Origin of the sequence: Streptomyces sp. NBC_01451 (assembly GCF_036227485.1) — a bacterium.
In the GTDB taxonomy this organism is placed as follows: domain Bacteria; phylum Actinomycetota; class Actinomycetes; order Streptomycetales; family Streptomycetaceae; genus Streptomyces.
The window spans coordinates 2,115,581-2,128,602 of sequence record NZ_CP109479.1; the positions used below are offsets into that span (position 1 = coordinate 2,115,581).

The 13,022-nt window shown below is 73.6% G+C and carries 9 protein-coding genes; 4 read left to right on the forward strand and 5 right to left on the reverse strand.

The window, feature by feature from the left end:
- Positions 1-59: 59 nt before the first annotated feature.
- A complete protein-coding gene (locus OG595_RS08965) occupies positions 60-1,580 on the reverse strand; it encodes a catalase (RefSeq protein ID WP_329269755.1) in 1,521 nt (506 codons plus the stop codon).
- 757 nt (positions 1,581-2,337) lie between these two features.
- Here OG595_RS08965 and OG595_RS08970 point away from each other — a divergent pair.
- Together OG595_RS08970 and OG595_RS08975 are read left to right on the forward strand one after the other, a co-directional pair.
- A complete protein-coding gene (locus OG595_RS08970; protein WP_329269756.1) occupies positions 2,338-3,246 on the forward strand; it encodes a universal stress protein in 909 nt (302 codons plus the stop codon).
- Between the two features lie 286 nt (positions 3,247-3,532).
- Positions 3,533-4,417 (forward strand): universal stress protein, encoded by an 885-nt coding sequence (locus OG595_RS08975; RefSeq protein WP_329269758.1) that lies wholly within the window; start codon positions 3,533-3,535, stop codon positions 4,415-4,417.
- A 148-nt stretch (positions 4,418-4,565) separates the two neighbouring features.
- Here the strand turns inward: OG595_RS08975 and OG595_RS08980 are convergent, their stop codons facing one another.
- On the reverse strand, positions 4,566-5,099 hold the full coding sequence (locus OG595_RS08980; protein WP_329269759.1) for a hypothetical protein: 534 nt from the start codon (positions 5,097-5,099) through the stop codon (positions 4,566-4,568).
- A 717-nt stretch (positions 5,100-5,816) separates the two neighbouring features.
- Here OG595_RS08980 and OG595_RS08985 point away from each other — a divergent pair.
- A complete protein-coding gene (locus OG595_RS08985; RefSeq protein WP_329269761.1) occupies positions 5,817-6,443 on the forward strand; it encodes a hypothetical protein in 627 nt (208 codons plus the stop codon).
- 693 nt (positions 6,444-7,136) lie between these two features.
- Here the strand turns inward: OG595_RS08985 and OG595_RS08990 are convergent.
- The 3 genes from OG595_RS08990 to OG595_RS09000 form a co-directional block, all read right to left on the reverse strand.
- A complete protein-coding gene (locus OG595_RS08990) occupies positions 7,137-7,793 on the reverse strand; it encodes a helix-turn-helix domain-containing protein (protein ID WP_329269763.1) in 657 nt (218 codons plus the stop codon).
- A gap of 24 nt (positions 7,794-7,817) precedes the next feature.
- A complete protein-coding gene (locus tag OG595_RS08995) occupies positions 7,818-10,574 on the reverse strand; it encodes a cation-translocating P-type ATPase (protein WP_329269765.1) in 2,757 nt (918 codons plus the stop codon).
- A gap of 115 nt (positions 10,575-10,689) precedes the next feature.
- A complete protein-coding gene (locus tag OG595_RS09000) occupies positions 10,690-11,298 on the reverse strand; it encodes an Rv1733c family protein (RefSeq protein WP_329269766.1) in 609 nt (202 codons plus the stop codon).
- Between the two features lie 536 nt (positions 11,299-11,834).
- Between OG595_RS09000 and OG595_RS09005 the strand changes: the two genes are divergently transcribed.
- Entirely contained in the window at positions 11,835-13,022 is a 1,188-nt protein-coding gene (locus OG595_RS09005) for an MFS transporter (RefSeq protein WP_329282744.1), read from the forward strand.

Below are 13,022 nucleotides of genomic sequence, written 5' to 3' on the forward strand. Positions count from 1 at the left end.
GGGTTTCGGGACTCGGGACTCGGGCTGCGTCCGCTCGTCGCGGACGCAGCCGACGGGTTCTATGCCTTGTGCTGCATGGCGCGGCGCGCGGGGTTGCCCTGTTCCGCCGCCTTCGGGTCCTTCTCGTGGGACTTCGCTCGCACGCCGTCGGCGATGCGCTTGCCGGTCGTCTCGTCGATACGCGACCAGTACGCGAAGGCGCGTTCGAGGACGGGCTCGCTCACCCCGTTGAGGAGATGGCCGACGACGTTGTCGACCAGGCGGTCGCGGGCCGCGTCGTCCATGACCTCGCGCACCAGGGTGCCCGGCTGTCCCCAGTCGTCGTCCTCCGGGTGGGACACGTACGCGGCACGAGTGATCTCGCCGTCCGCTTCCCAGCCGGGCGGGGTTCCGTAACGGGCTGTGTCGGCGGCCGGACCGCCCTTGGAGTTCGGGGCGTAGACCGGGTCCGCCGTCTTGCGGTAGGCCATCGCTCCGTCCTTGGAGTAGGTGTGGACGTCGACGACGGGCGCATTGACGGGAAGCTGCTGGTAGTTGGCGCCGATCCGGTGGCGGTGCGCGTCCGCGTACGCGAACAGGCGGCCCAGCAGCATCCGGTCAGGACTCGGCCCGATGCCGGGGACCAGGTTGTTCGGCTGGAAGGCCGCCTGCTCGATCTCGGCGTGGTTGTCCGTCGGGTTGCGGTCGAGCGTCATACGGCCGACCGGGATGAGCGGGTAGTCGCTGTGCGGCCACACCTTGGTGAGGTCGAACGGGTTGAACCGGTAGCTCGCGGCGTCCTCGTACGGCATGACCTGCACGTGGAGGGTCCAGCTGGGACAGTCCCCGTCACGGATGTGCTCGAAGAGGTCACGCGTGTGGTAGTCCGTGTCGACGGCGACCATCTGGTCGGCCTCGTGCTGGGTGAAGAACTCGATGCCCTGGTCGGTCTTGAAGTGGTACTTCACCCAGAACCGCTCGCCGTCGGCGTTGATCCACATGTACGTGTGCGACGAGTACCCGTTCATGTGACGCCACGTGCGCGGGATTCCGCGGTCGCCCATCAGCCAGGTGACCTGGTGGGCGGATTCCGGGGAGAGCGTCCAGAAGTCCCACTGCATGTCGTGGTCGCGCAGGTTGTTGTCGGCGCGGCGCTTCTGGGACCGGATGAAATGCTGGAATTTCATCGGATCCTTGATGAAGAAGACCGGCGTGTTGTTGCCGACCATGTCGTAGTTGCCTTCGCTGGTGTAGAGCTTCACCGCGAAACCACGCGGGTCGCGCCAGGTGTCCGGGCTGCCACGCTCCCCCGCCACGGTCGAGAACCGGATGACCAGGTCGGTGTGTGTGCCCGGCTGGAACACGGCCGCCTTGGTGTAGGCGCTCACGTCGTGGCTCACCTCGAAGCGACCGAAGGCGCCGCTCCCTTTCGCATGGGGCTGGCGCTCGGGGATGCGTTCCCGGTTGAACTGCGCCATCTGCTCGATCAGGTAGGCGTCCTGCAGAAGGACCGGCCCTCCAGGTCCAACGGTCAGTGAGTGCTCGTCGCTCTCCACCGGAGCGCCCGAGTCGGTCGTGGTGGCGGGGCGGATTTCTGTCATGACACTCCTTCTGCCGACTGTCGACGGCTTTCACGGTCGTCGCGCGGGACGGGCACACGCCGGAACGCGCCGCGCATCGGGTCGACAAGCCGGCTCCGGTGTCGCCGGCCCTCCCGAGGCCCACAAGCCGCGTGACCCCGAGCGGCCTCGCCAAACATCGTCCGTCGTCCGGGCGACAGCCGCACCCGGCCGCCGCTTCGGCCTGGTGATCACCGACCCGCCCTACGCGCCCACGTCGGCGACGCGCCGCCCCGGGGGCCCTCGGGAGGCGCGCCTACTCCAGCAGGGTGAACCCGGCCGGTGCCTGGCCTCCGTCGGCGTCCCGGCCGGGCGGGGGGCGTCCCACGCCATGGTGACCGGCACGGGTTCGAAGACCGCCGTGTGCCGCCGTCCGGCCTTGGTCACGCCTGGGCGCGGGGCTCGTCCCGCTCCGGGCGCGCCGGACGTGGCGGACTTCCTCGCCGACGGTAGTGAAATCGAAGGTGCCGCCCGAGTTCGATACCGCCTGCGGGGACTGCGGAACGCGGTTCGCCGGCCCGGACGACGAGGCGGGGCCGGACGGACGAACCCTCGTTCGTTGGTGGACCGCGGACCGCATACCGACCGTGCTGACGGTCGGCATCCGGCCGAACCGGGCGAACCAGGGCCGAAGGGCCCCTCGGAAGGGCCTGCCCGGCCTCTGTCCCGGTACCCGCCCCGGTACCAGGCTCGGCGGCGGAAGAGCGACCCATGGGCAGCAACGCTGGAGGTACGCCTCATGCTTCGACACGTCACCGCAGGGATCGACGGGTCTCCCGAAAGCCTGGCAGCAGCTCACTGGGCGGCCCGCGAAGCCACGCGCCGGGGCGCCGCGCTGTGCCTGGTGCATGCCTGGGAGTGGCATCCGCGTCCGGCCCCGTCCGTGCCCGCGGACATGTCCGAACGGGCCTTGGCCGAGGATCTGCCGGAACGGGTGGCCGACAGCGTGCGCGCCGCGCACCCAGGGTTGCAGGTCATCGGCCAGGCGCTGGCGGACTCGCCGGTCTCAGTCCTTCTCAAGGCGGCCGAGCTGGCCGAGTTGCTGGTCCTCGGCTCCCGTGGACTCGGCGGCGTCGCGGGGTTCCTGACGGGGTCCGTGTCACAGCGGGTCGTCGCCAGGGCGTCGGGTCCCGTGGTGCTGGTGAGGACGGGCGGGAGCATCGCCGACGAGCACTTCTCGGCGCCCGACGGCATCTCCCCGGAGGAGATCCCCGGGATCCCGTACCGCGATGTCGTCCTCGGTCTCGACACCGGCCGGCCCTGTGACGAACTGATCGGGTTCGCCTTCGAGGCCGCCGCGCGGCGGGGCTCCTCGCTGCGCGTGGTCCACGCCTTCAGGCGGGCGCCGGACTTCGCGGCGGCGGACAGGATCGTCCCGGTGAGCGGCCCGGAGCTGCGGGCGGAGCAGGAGCAGGCCGTGGTCGCCGTGCTGCGCCCCTGGTACGAGAAGTTCCCCGAGGTCGCCGTCACCGAGAGCGTCACCGAAGGACGTGCGGCCGACGAGCTGATCGGTGCCTCGGCCGGCGCGGCCCTCGTCGTGGTGGGACGCCGGATCCGCGAGTACCGTCTCGGCACCCACCTCGGCCCCGTCGCACACGCGGCGCTGCATCACGCGCCCTGCCCCGTCGCCGTCGTCCCGCACACCTGAACAAGCCCTGGGGACAGGACAGTCGGCCCGGCACGGGCACGCGTTCGCCGAGGGTGTCCGGGGACCTGGCGGACGTGCTCGGCGGCAAGGGGGCGAACCTCGCCACGGAGCCGACCCGGCCGGGGGCGCCCGTACCCCCTGCCCCGGTTCACCGTCGTCATCCGTGTCTGCCGGGAGTGCCCTGCCCCCGGCGCGGGACCCGGGGCACTGCCGTGGCCCGGCGGCCCCTGCTGACGCATGTCTCCTGCCCGGACACGAAATCGCGTCCCCTCAAGGAGGGCTCGACATGCTCCGCAACGTCACCGTCGGCCTGGACGGCTCACCGGAGAGCCTCGCCGCCGCCGACTGGGCGGCCCACGAGGCCCAGCTCCGCGACCTGCCCCTGCGCCTCGTGCACGCCCTGCACCGGCAGCCCCACACGTACGCGTCACTGGCGGGCACCCGCATACCGTCGCCCGCGCGAGGATCGCACCACGACCGGGCCGAACGCCTGCCGCGCGAGACATCGGCCCGGCTCGCCGAACGTCATCCCGGTCTGCGCGTCAGCGCCGAACAGAGCACGGAGCGGCCCGTCACGGCCCTGCTGGCCGCCTCCCGGAACGCCGATCTCCTGGTGCTCGGCTCCCGGGGCCTGAGCGGAGTGACCGGGTTCCTGGCCGGCTCCGTCGCGCTGTCCGTCGTGGCCCGGACCGAGCGGCCGGTCGTCCTTGTCCGAGCCGGTGAAGGCGCCGGGACCGTACACATGTCGGGCGATGTCGTGCTCGGGCTCGACCTGGAGGACCCCGACGACCCCGTGATCGGGTTCGCGTTCCGGTCGGCTTTCCGCCGTGCGGCGAACCTGCGCGTCGTCCACGGCTGGCAGCCACCGTCCTCCTCCGGCTACGGCGACGCCTTCGACATCGAGCCCAACGCGGAACTGGGCGCGCGGGTGCGGCGCGAGCTGGGCGACGTACTGCGGCCGTGGCGGTCGAGGTTCCCCGGCGTCGAGGTGAGCGAGCGGACTCCGGTCGGACCGGCGGGCTCCCACCTGGTGAACGCCTCCCGGGACGCCGCGCTTGTCGTCGTCGGGCGGCGGAACCGTCGTACGCGGGCCGGGAACCACATCGGACCGGTGACGCACACGGTGCTGCAACACGCGGCCGCCCCGGTCGCGGTGATCCCGCACGATTGACCACGCCTTCGTTCCGACCGGCGCGCGTCGGCCGGTCCGGCCGGCCGTCCTGGTCGGCGCGCGCCATCGGGCCGGCATCGGCCGCAGTCACAGTCGTCGAAGGTGCTCCTCGCCTCTGCTCATGTGCGAGGCGGGCGAACGGGGCCGTTCAGCGCGGGTCGTGACGATGGTCCACCGCGACGGCGGAGAGCCGGCCCCGCAACGAGTAGCCGGAATCGCCCGCGCAGGGGGTGAACAGCACCCACAGGCCCGAGCGGAGGCGGGCTGCGACGGAACGCTCGGGGAGGCCGAGCGTGTGGGAGACGGCCGCGCAGGAGCGGTCTCCGATGAGGTGGAGCGCGAGCTCGACGCGGTCGAGGGGCGAGGAGGCACCGTCGGGACAGCGGCCCCCGGTGACGGGCAGGTGTGCGCGGGCGGCGCGTGTCGCAGGGGAGGCGGGGACGGCAGCGGGGTACTCACCCGGTCCGAGGACGGCGGGAGGGTCGACGGGGTCTGTGAGCACCTCGGCCAGGGCCGAGTCGACGACACCGGGGGTGTCCGTCATGAGGGTGGACAGGGCGTGGATGGCCATCAGGTGGCGGTCGCACCAGGCGACGACCGAGCGTCGGCGGGCGAGGAGCCGTTCGGCCTGGTGGCGGGGTGACGTGTCGGGAGCCCGGGTGGTGTCCGGTGTGGTCACCACGTCCGGCTCCGCGCGTCGGTCCCGGGGCCCGGGTGCGTCGACCGCTGCCACTCCTGCCTCCCGTGCCTGCCGTGCTTCCCGGGAGGTCCCGTGCGCGGCACTGGATCCTTGCCGGGTTCGCATGCCCTGGTGACCAGGGCCCGGCCGTGAGTGCCGTGCCAAGAGGCTGGCAGCACCTGAAAGGTGGGCATGGTGCTCCGTCCGGAAGCGGTCGGCACGGCGCCGTGCAGCGCGGCAGGACGTCGTGGTCCTCGGGGAGGAGGACCGGAGCGACGGTCCTTCCTGATGCCCCAGGACACGGTCGTGGACTCCTGGCGCAGCGCCGTGTGTCTCTGGACGCGGCCGTACGGCAGGAGGGTTCGGGATCGAGCCGGTGGCCGCCGGGAAGCATCGGCGACCGTGCGGGGCCACTCCGGTGCATCCGTGTCAACTGGCGGTGGGCGCCGGGGTCCAGGACGTCTGATCAGCAGCCTAGCCCCATTCGGCGCAGGCACAAGGGTCACCCACCGCGCGTGGCCGTAGCGGTGGCCATGGCGGTGGAAGACCCGGGGCCTTCTACGGTCCGCTTCGGAGCAGGGACGTTCGGCCCCTGTGGCGGTACCTGTCGGCACCTGACGGCCCGGACTGCCCGCGCGGGAGAGTCGGACCCTGGACGACGACGGCACGCGGACAGCCGTCGCGCCACGCCCACCAGAGCCCCGGACAGGGATGAGCATCATGGCGGTACACGAAACTCCCGGCCGGCACACGGGTTTCCACCTCCCGTCGCGACACCGGGCCGGGACGGCCCGGAGGGCCGACGAGACCACGACCGACTCGACGGCCACGGCGACCCGCGCCCGGGTTCTCGCGGGGCTGCGGATCGTCACCGGGTTCGTCTTCCTGTGGGCCTTCCTCGACAAGACCTTCGGCTGGGGCTACGCCACCGCCTCCGGCAAGGGCTGGGCCGACGGCGGCTCACCCACCAAGGGCTTCCTCAGCGGCGTCGCCGCCGGACCCATGGAATCCACCTTCCACTCCTGGGCCGGAGCGGGCTGGGCGAACTGGCTGTTCATGCTCGGCCTGCTCGGCGTCGGCCTCGCCCTGGTCAGTGGCATCGCCCTGCGGCTCGCCGCGGTCGCCGGAACCGCCCTGATGGCGTTCATGTGGATCGCCGAGTGGCCGCCCGCCAAGGCGCTGTCCGACGGCACCCCGAGCATGTCCTCCAACCCGGTCGTCGACTACCACGTCCTGTACGCGGCCGTCCTGATCGCCCTCGCGGTCACCTCGGCCGGCACCACCTGGGGCCTCGGCAGGGCCTGGGCCCGTCTCCCTGTCGTCAGCGACCACGCCTGGCTCCGCTGAACACCGCCCGCTCCCCCACGGACCGTCGACCCGGTCCCGGGAGAGCGGGCCGTCGCACACCTGCCGACACCGCCGATCGGACCCGGCGTCCCGTCGCCCTGGAGAGGACGGTGGCCCTGCGCGCCTCGCGCGCGAGCCGGCGTCCGGCGATCCCCCGCACCCCGCGATCGACCGGGTGCGGGGTGCCGTCGGCTTCGCCGGGCCGGCTGCCGGCTTCCCGCAGCGCCGTGCGGGAACGCCAGTCGCAGCAAACGGAGTTGGGCATCCCGGGCGAGGCCGGAAGAATTCCGCGACTGCACCACCTCCGCCGCCGCCACCGCCATGTTGAGGCGGACCGGGGCCGTGTCTTCCGGGACGAGTCGTTCGTCCTCCCGTTTCTGTACCTGTGCCAGAACCTTCACCCGCACCCGCGCCTACGGCTGCACCTTCACCTGCACCCGCACCTCCCGGGAGGTCTCCCGGAGGTCTCCCGGGCCCTGCTCCTGTACCGCCACCGCAGGCTGGGCCGCACAGTCGGGGCTCGGCGGTCGGGGCTCGGCGGTCAAGGCTCGGCGGTCGAGGCTCGGCGGTCGAGGCCGGTCGTACCGGTGGCACGCATCCGTGGCAGAGCGGCGGCGACGGCCGCGAGGAGACCCCGCTGGTGGGTTGACCGGCCATGACGGACCGGGGCCCGCGCGCCCACCCCGGAGGGGATCAGCGGGCGCGGATCCGGCGTCCGGTGACCCGCTCCGGGGTGATGCGCACCCACAGTTCGCGGTCACCGCCCGCCCAGGGCGCCGAGTGGGCAGCGCCGACGAGGTGCCGGGCGGCGGCGGGGTCGGTGACCCATTCGGCACGGCCGACGACGAGGACGCTCCAGCCCTCGCTCAGTGCCTCGTCGATGTGGTCCACCTCGAAGGCGGCCTCGGCTCCGGCTGCCAGGGCGGGCGTGGTGCCGCGCGCGGTACTGAAGGCGACCGAGCCGTCCACGACCGTGTAGTTGACCGGGACGATGGCGGGGCCGTCGGGTGTGGACACCGAGACGCGTCCGACACCGTGGGTGGACAGCCGGGCCCAGCACTCGCCCGGGTCCAGCTCCGTCAGGTCGGGGTGGCGGGCGGCCCGGCCGATGCCGGACGGCAGGTCGGCATCGCCGCCGCGCAGTTGGGCCACCGTGGTCTCCAGCGCGTCGGCCAGCCGAATCAGGAAGCCCGTGCCCGGGGACGCCGTCGGCCGCTCCTCCACGTACCGCAGGTAGTCCGGAGCCGTGCCCGCCAGCGCGGCCACCTGGTCCCCGGTGAGTCCCAACTCCTCGCGCCGCGCTGCCACCCGTCGTCCGATGTCTCCGGCGTTCCTCGTCGGTTCCGGCACGGCCGGTCACTTCCCTTCGCGTTGTCACTCGTCGGTCATGGGATGGGGACCGGTCCCGGACCGGTCCCCGTCCGGGCGTCCGACGGCCCGGGTGGACCGGCTCTCCGCGCGGGCGGTGACGAATCCGGTGAGCCCCGCGCCGAGGGCGGCCACGAGACCGGGCCAGGACGGCGGCGCGGTCTCCAGGACGGCCCGCAGGAACGGCACGTACAGCGCGGCGGCTCCCAGCAGCGCCGCGGCCAGCACCGCCCAGGGCAGGAAGGGGTTCTCGCGGGTGAACAGCCGCTCCCGCAGCCCCAGTACGACGCCGAGCTGGGCGGCCAGCAGCGCGAGGAACAGCGTGGTCTGCCAGGGCTGCCCGGTGTGCCGGACCCACAGCGCCGCGGCGAGGCTCGTGCAGGTGGCCACCGTGCCGAGGCGCAGTACCCGCTGCCACAGCCCACCGCCGAGCACATGCTGTCCGGGCGGGCGCGGCGAGCGCCGCATGGCGTGCCGGGAGACCGGCTCGGCGCCCATGGCGACGCCGGTCAGACCGTGGGTGAGGAGGTTGATCCACAGGATCTGGCCGGCCCGCAGGGGCAGGGCGAGGCCGAGCAGCGGGCCGAGCAGCATGACGAGGATCTCCGCGACGCCACCGGCCAGGGCGTAGAGCAGGAAGCGGCGGATGTTGTCGTAGACCCTGCGGCCCTCCTCCACCGCCGTGACCACGGTGGACAGTTCGTCGTCGGCGAGCACCAGGTCGGCGGCCTGCCGGGCGACCTCGGTTCCCCGGCGGCCCATGGCCACGCCGATGTCGGCCTGCCGCAGCGCCGGGCCGTCGTTGACGCCGTCGCCGGTCATGGCCGTGACGGCACGGCCGGCACGCCATGCCTGGACGATGTCCAGCTTCTGCTGAGGAGTGGTGCGGGCGAACACCCGGACCCGGGTGAGGTCCGGAACCTCCCCGGCGGCCAGCTTGCGGCCGGTGACCACCTCGGCGGAGGCGGTGTCGCCGGAAACGGCGTCGCCGGGGCCGAGGATGCCGACCCTGATCGCGATGGCGCGGGCGGTGGCCGGATGATCGCCGGTGATCAGCACCGGGGTGATGCCGGCTTGTCGGCAGGCGGTGACGGTCGCCGCCGCCGCTTCCTTGGGCGGGTCGCTGATGGCCACCAGCCCGAGCAGTCGCAGCCCGGTCTCGGCGTCCTCGTACCGGGCCGGGAGGTCCGCGCGCAGGGCCGATGCCACGGCCAGGACGCGGAAGCCCTCGGCGGAGAGCGCGGCGGCCTCCTTGCGGACGCGCTCCAGCAGGTCGGGGCTCTCGTCCAGGGTCGCGCCGTCGAGCACCGCCTCCGGCGCGCCCTTGAGGCAGACCTCCACCTGGCCGGAGGGGGCGCGGTGCAGCGTGGTCATGCGCTTGCGGAGACTGTCGAACGGCACCTCGCCGATACGCGGGTGAGCGGGCAGCAGTTCGTCGCGGTCCCGGCCGGCCTTGACCGCGGCGGCGAGCAGCGCGGCCTCGGTGGGATCCCCGAGCGCGGTCCAGACGTCGGTGGCGTCGGGACCGTCGGCGCCGTCGGTGGCGTCGGTGCCGTGCGTGTCTTCCACGTCGTCGGTGCCGTCGCTGTCGTCAGCGCCGTCCGTGCCCTTCGTACTGTTCCCGGGTGGCCGCAGCGAGGCGTCGTTGCACAGCGCCGCCGCCGTGAGCAGGGCCTGTACGGCGCGCAGTGCGGCGGGGTCGGGGGGCCCGCCCGCGACCAGGACCTCACCGGCGGGCCCGTAGCCGGAACCGGTGAGCGTGGCCGTGCCCCGGATGGTCCACACCCGTTCCACGACCATCCGGCCCTCGGTGAGGGTGCCCGTCTTGTCGGTGGCCAGCATGGTGACCGAACCGAGGGTCTCCACCGCGGACAGCCGCCGCACCAGCGCGTGGCGGGCGGCCATCCGCCGGGCGCCGAGCGCCAGGCCGAGGGTGACCACGGCGGGCAGCGACTCCGGTACGGCGGCCACGGCGAGGCTGATCGCGACGACCGCCATGGCCTGCGGCGACTGACCGCGGGCCAGGCCGAGCACGAAGACGACCAGGCACAGGCCCACCGCCACCAGGGCCAGCACCCGGCCGAGACCGGCCAGCCGGTGTTGCAGCGGGGTGGGTTCGGGGTGGGGGTGCAGCAGGGCGGCGATACGGCCGAGCGCGCTGTGCGGCCCGGTCGCGGTGACGGTGGCGACGGCCCGGCCCCGCACCACGACGGTGCCCGCCTGGAGCCGTGCGGCGTCCGGGTCGTCGGCCCGGGCGTCCTTGTCCACCGGCACCGACTCCCCGGTCAGCGCCGACTCGTCGACCAGCAGCGCGGACGACTCGGCCAGCGTCGCGTCAGCAGGGACGATGTCGCCCTCGCCGAGCAGCAGCGCGTCGCCCGGTACGACGGCCGCGGACGGCACCTCGCGCTCGGTGCCGCCGCGCAGCACCCGGGCCGTCGGGGCGGTCATGGCGGACAGCGCGGCGACGGCGTTGTCCGCGCGTACCTCCTGGGCCACCCCCACGGCGGTGTTCGCCACGATCACCAGGGCGATGACCACCGCGTCCGCGTAGTCCCCGGTCGCCACGGTGAGGACCACCGCCGCGAGCAGGATCAGGATCATCGGATCGCGCAGTTGCGCGCCGATCCGCGACCGCAGCGGTATGCGGCGCTGCGCGCCCAGCTCGTTGGGACCGTGTTCCGACAACAGCCGGGCGGCCCGGTCCTCGGTGAGCCCCACCGGGTGCGCGATGCCGGGGGCGGGCGCCGGCTGAGCTGTCATGGTTCTCTCCGGGTTCGATGCGGTGGCCGCCGGTGGTGCGCGGTCTCGGGGCAGGCACCCGGTATGCACGGGGTGCGTGCCGGTTCTGGCACGCGATCACCACTGGTGTGCGCCGTCACGGCGGTGGAACCGTCGGCCCCTCCTGTCCGGAGCCCGGGGCATTGTCAGGTGTACTGCCGCTCCACCGGGGCCCGGTGAGGGCCCACGTCCGCTCCCACTGCCGAGCGCGGTGGCGGTCCAGTCCCATCCGTACGGCCCGGCGGCCGACCAGCAGGAACAGGGCGACGCCGCTCGCCGCCAGCATCCCGGCGAAGACGGACAGCGCGACGGCCTGCCCCGGGGTGGGCGGCGCGCCGACGAGCCGGCCCTGGTCGTCCGTCCAGATCACGGTGCCGGCGCCCGCCCGGCTGCCCGCCACGACCCGTACCTCCGCCGTACGGACGGAGTCGTCGGGTGCCGTCCACCGCACCAGCGCCCAGGTGCGGGCGTACGCGCCGGGCCCCGGGGCGCCGGCGTCCTCGGTCAGCACGGCGGAGGTACGGTGCCGCTCCTGGCGTTCCTGGAGCAGCACGCTTCCGACCCGTACCGATCCGAGGGCTCCGGCGAGGGGCATGCCCGCCGCCATCAGCACGGACGTCACCAGGACGACCCATGCCTCGACGGCATCCGAGCGGCGCCTGAGCGGATTGCGCCGCCACCGCCACCACCGCACCCTCATGCCCATGGCCGAACCCGCTTTCCGTTCACGGCGGTACGAGTAACCAGCAGCGACGGTCGCACACACTCCGCACACCGGAGCAGAGCCGATCGGCCCGTACAAGAGGCCGATCGGCCCCGTTCGGCCCTCGACGGCGACCGACGGGTGCCGCCCGGCGCATGTACCCCGGTCGGCGCGGAAGACGAGGACCAACGGCCCCTGCCGTGGGAGCCGGCCCCTGGGGATTCTTGCGGGGACGGCGTGGTCGGGCCATGCCGTCCACGGGACACGGGACGCGGGACGCGACCGTGCGACGGCACTCTTGAGGAGCCGAGAAGACCATGCCCACGACGCCCCACCCCCGCCCTGCGAAGCCGGAGACCCCGACAGCCAAGTCCGCAGCAGACAAGTCCTCGGCGGGCAAGTCCGCAGCAGACAGGTCCTCGGCAGGCACGTCGCCGACGGGCGACCCGGCGGACAGCCCGCGGGACGGCATCGACCCACCCCGGTCCGGCCCCGGCCCGGACGCGCAGGCGCCGCCGTCGGCCGGCCGACGGTGGCTGATGCTGGTGCTCGCCACGGCCGGGTTCGCGGTGAACTTCTGGGCCTGGGCACTGCTGAGCCCGCTCGGCCCACGGTTCAAGGACAGCCTGCAACTGAGCTCGTTCCAGCAGGCGTTGCTGGTCGCCGTGCCGGTGGTGGTGGGTTCGCTGGGCCGCATACCGGTGGGTGCGCTGACGGACCGGTTCGGCGGCCGGGTGATGTTCCCGCTGGTCTCCGCGGCCACCATCGTCCCCGTCCTGTACCTGGGGCTGGCCGGACACTCCTCCCTGAGCCGGCTGCTGGTGGGCGGGTTCTTCCTCGGCGTCGGCGGCACCGCGTTCGCGGTGGGGGTGCCGTTCGTGAGCGCCTGGTTCCCGCCCGAGCGCCGGGGGCTCGCGATCGGTGTCTTCGGGGCGGGGATGGGAGGTACCGCCATCAGCGCCCTGACCACGGTGAACCTGGTGAAGACGCACGGTCTGGCGACCCCGTTCGTGGTGACGGCGATCGTGCTGGCCTGCTACGCGACGCTGGCCGCGTTCCTGCTGCGCGACGCCCCGGGCAGGACCGTACCGGCCGGGACCATGACGGGCCGGCTCGCCGCCACCGTCAGGCTCGGTGTCACCTGGCAGGCAGCGGCGCTGTACGCGGTGGCGTTCGGCGGCTATGTCGCCTTCTCCGTCTATCTGCCCACCTACCTGAAGTCCGGGTACGGGCTGGCGCAGGCCGACGCGGCCAACCGGATGGCCGGGTTCGTGCTGCTGGCGGTGGTGATGCGGCCGGTCGGCGGCTGGCTGTCCGACCGGCTGGGCCCCACCCGCGTACTGACGGCCGCGCTCGCCGTGGTCGCGGTGAGCGCGGCCGTCCAGTCCTTCGCCCCGGCGCTGGCCCCGCTGGGCACCATCGCGTTCCTGGCGATCGCCGCCGCGCTCGGCGCGGGCAGCGGCGCCACCTTCGCCCTCGTCGCCCTGCTCGCCCCGGCCGGCAAGGTCGGCGCCGTCACCGGCGTCGTCGGCGCGGCCGGCGGGCTGGGCGGCTTCGTCCCACCCCTGCTGATGGGTTCGCTGTACGGCGCCTACGGCGACTACGCGCTCGGGCTGGCCCTGCTCGCCCTGATCGCCGCCAGTGCCCTGGCGTTCACCGCGACCACCGTCCGCAAGGCCGTCACCCGGGGCGCCCACCGCCCTCCGACGGCCGTCAACCCGGCCTGA

Excerpts from the sequence above, each read along its gene's own strand:
- OG595_RS09000 (WP_329269766.1), bottom strand. The coding sequence starts at position 11,298 with ATGGGCATGAGGGTGCGGTGGTGGCGGTGGCGGCGCAATCCGCTCAGG.
- OG595_RS08995 (WP_329269765.1), bottom strand. The coding sequence starts at position 10,574 with ATGACAGCTCAGCCGGCGCCCGCCCCCGGCATCGCGCACCCGGTGGGG.
- OG595_RS08985 (WP_329269761.1), top strand. The coding sequence starts at position 5,817 with ATGGCGGTACACGAAACTCCCGGCCGGCACACGGGTTTCCACCTCCCG.
- OG595_RS08965 (WP_329269755.1), bottom strand. The coding sequence starts at position 1,580 with ATGACAGAAATCCGCCCCGCCACCACGACCGACTCGGGCGCTCCGGTG.
- OG595_RS09005 (WP_329282744.1), top strand. The coding sequence starts at position 11,835 with ATGCTGGTGCTCGCCACGGCCGGGTTCGCGGTGAACTTCTGGGCCTGG.
- OG595_RS08975 (WP_329269758.1), top strand. The coding sequence starts at position 3,533 with ATGCTCCGCAACGTCACCGTCGGCCTGGACGGCTCACCGGAGAGCCTC.
- OG595_RS08970 (WP_329269756.1), top strand. The coding sequence starts at position 2,338 with ATGCTTCGACACGTCACCGCAGGGATCGACGGGTCTCCCGAAAGCCTG.